We start from the raw sequence: 2,340 nt of genomic DNA, 5'->3' as shown, positions 1-2,340 counted from the left end.
AACCCACCGGGTCATTGCAGACGCTAATGATGGAGATAGGTTAAGACCACTTGCGGAGAGCCTGTTAATGCGGCGGACACACTAGATGTCATCTAACGAATAAGGCACCGCAGTCGCGCAAGTCATCAGGGCCACGACGTATGCGAATCGTCGATAAGTAGGCCGAATGTAGAGCGGCAGTCCAAAACCCATCAACATAAGTTTAGCGGATGTTTGACAACCGGGGGAATCCATGTAGCCCTGTTAAGGGGTGAGCAACGCAATACCGATGCCGCCGCATGCCACCTTAAACACTAAAACCAACGCATAGTGAAAATGCCACGCGTTGCGAATCCCTCTTGAACAATTTGTTAGCATACATTTTTGCATACTGTATTGATGAAACTTTCACCATATTTCGTCAGAACCAACTCTTTGCGATATAGCCTTGACGACATTCGCTTATCTTCTATCACCGTATTTTTTAAATCTTGTAAATCGTTTATTACATCTACCAATATTTCAGGGACATCCTCAAGTCTACTAGGGGGACGATAATTGTTATTGCCGATAAACTGACTTAACTCGTTTTCCGAGTATTCTCGTTCAGCCCAAGTTAAAAGACCTAAACGAATTAGACATGAGAAAGACTTTTGCTTCTGCGTATCACTAGCTTCTGGGTGGTGAAGAGAAAGACCAAACTCACTGACTAACAATTGTGCATCTAAGGTGGTCATTTCACTAATAACTGATGCGTAGCTAGGATGAACTTCATTGGCTGTTTCTTTATCCGATGCTGATAAAAGTAATTGAGCGAATAGCTTTTGAAGTTCCGGCTCTTCAGCCGCATAAGCCACGTTCTTAAGGACATTACACCCAAGCCTTAACGTCGGTTCAATTCTGCGGTTCTTTGGGATTTTACTAAATCCACTTCTATATGTTTCACGAAAAGTTTGCAGATGATAATTTAAATAGTCTGCTGGTAAACCAACAACGTTATCAACAAGTTGCAAGATGTTGTCAGCCGTTTTACAGACTGTAGCAACAGGAACCGCAACAACGTCGACGATGTCGCCTTTCAATGTTATTCCATCAGTTTTGATACTTATTTCTTTTTCGCTCATAACTTTACCAATGTATGCTAACGAATGACATGGATTCCCCCTACCGAGGAGCTGCCACACTTATGTGGTACTTAAATGCATCGGAGGCACCATGTCTGATTATTCTTATTTCTGCGGTATCGACCTAGCTAAAAACCACTTTAGTCTTCATGCCGTAGACCAAAATGGTAAGGTCATACTTCATAAGTCAGTAACTCGCTCTAAACTACTGACTACAATAGCAAATATGCCACTCATGCGTATAGGCGTTGAAGCGTGTGGTGGTGCACATTATTGGGTAAGAACACTCAATAAACTTGGGCACGACGCCCGCACTATGGCCGTTAAATACGTGGTTCCTTATCGAACTAAAGGAAAGAACGACCTTAATGATGCTGTTGCCATATGCGAAGCTGTTCAGCGTCCATCAACTCGCTTTGTATCCGTAAAATCCCCCGAGCAACAAGCCATCTTATCGGTACATAGAATGAGAGAGCATTGGGTTCGTGAACGCACCGCGCTTATGAATCGCATGCGCGCCCTACTCTCTGAGTTCGGGTTAATCATTCCTGTTGGCCGCTCTTCATTAATGAAACACGTTCCCTTAATGCTTGAAGATGCAGAAAATGAACTGCCACATCTCGCACCTTGGTGAATTAAATCAACGTATCGCCGATACTGAACAAGTCTTCGGCTCTTTTGCTAAGGTCAGCGCTAATGTTCAACGAGTGATGAAGGTTCGTGGCATTGGGCCGCAAACCGCTACTGCGATACTTGCTTCGATAGGTAATGGTTCCCAATTTGATAAAAGCCGTGATTTCTCAGCTTGGCTTGGACTCGTACCAAAGCAATACTCCACAGGAGGAAAACCTCGGTTAGGTCGAATAACCAAACACGGTGATAAATATTTGCGAACACTATTAGTTCACGGTGCAAGGACCGTGATTGCCAACCTTGGCGACAAGCAAGATAAGTTAAGTCAGTGGTGTCGGGGCGTTCTAGAGCGGAGAGGAATGAACCGAGCGATAGTGGCACTGGCCGCGAAGAACGCACGAATTATATGGTCGCTTTTACACAATCAAACAGAATATGAAAACTATGCTGCTTAAGTAAAAACCTAAGCAGCATAAAGAGTTAAACCCACCGGGTCATTGCAGACGCTAATGATGGAGATAGGTTAAGACCACTTGCGGAGAGCCTGTTAATGCGGCGGACACACTAGATGTCATCTAACGAATAAGGCACCGCAGTCGCGCAA

The 2,340-nt window shown here is 44.4% G+C and carries 1 protein-coding gene and 1 pseudogene; one reads left to right on the top strand and one right to left on the bottom strand.

Going from position 1 to position 2,340, the window contains the following annotated elements; translation table 11 throughout:
• Positions 1 to 350 precede the first annotated feature (350 nt).
• On the bottom strand, positions 351 to 1,103 hold the full coding sequence (locus AB6F11_RS21605; protein ID WP_104216063.1) for an Abi-alpha family protein: 753 nt from the start codon (positions 1,101 to 1,103) through the stop codon (positions 351 to 353).
• Between the two features lie 91 nt (positions 1,104 to 1,194).
• Between AB6F11_RS21605 and AB6F11_RS21600 the strand changes: the two are divergent.
• Positions 1,195 to 2,191 (top strand): annotated as a pseudogene (locus tag AB6F11_RS21600) (IS110 family transposase).
• Positions 2,192 to 2,340 lie beyond the last annotated feature (149 nt).

Origin of the sequence: Vibrio sp. 10N.247.311.14 (assembly GCF_041467715.1) — a bacterium.
In the GTDB taxonomy this organism is placed as follows: Bacteria; Pseudomonadota; Gammaproteobacteria; order Enterobacterales; family Vibrionaceae; genus Vibrio; species Vibrio crassostreae_C.
Note: the sequence above shows the minus strand (reverse complement) of the source record. Positions and strands in the feature narration are given on the sequence as shown.